1 protein-coding gene is annotated in these 551 nt (G+C 23.2%); it reads right to left on the bottom strand.

The features are described 5' to 3' along the window. Positions 1 to 282, bottom strand: a 282-nt coding sequence (locus ACH5TX_RS00605) for a hypothetical protein (RefSeq protein WP_439337619.1), incomplete at its 3' end; no start/stop codon positions are given. Positions 283 to 551: the final 269 nt, after the last annotated feature.

The raw sequence follows: 551 nt of genomic DNA on the forward strand, positions 1-551 counted from the left end.
ATCCACTTTAAAATAGGCATCCATAGCACCTATTTCCATGGTATTAATACCAAATTTTTTTAACTGAGCCATAACTGTGTTTAAAATATCTCTGTTTTTTATGGCAATTTCATCTGAAACCCTACCTTCTACGATACCCCAACGCTTAGGGTCTAAAGTAAATGTAGTGTCATTTACAATTTCTTTATTTTCAATCTCAAATAATAATTCATCAAATCCTACTTTTGAATGAGCAAATAAATTATTATTAAATAATATTGTTAATAAAACAATTAAAGTCATAAAAATGTTTTTCTTTTTGAGCATTTTTTTATTTTTTTGGATTATTGAGAGCTTAAATATTCAAATAAATATTTAAAAGTGATTGTTGAAATATAATTAAACAAATTTTAGTTAATAACATTGTTAGCTAATGTAATATTTTCTGAATCTAATATTTGAAAATCAGTATTACTAGCATTTCCTTCAAAAGCAATATTTTTTCCGTTTTTTATATACAATTTGAAATTTGTGTTACTTGTATTAAAATCACAATCTTTAAAAGTTATTTG

Source organism: Thalassobellus citreus, assembly GCF_044385915.1.
In the GTDB taxonomy this organism is placed as follows: Bacteria; Bacteroidota; Bacteroidia; order Flavobacteriales; family Flavobacteriaceae; genus Thalassobellus; species Thalassobellus citreus.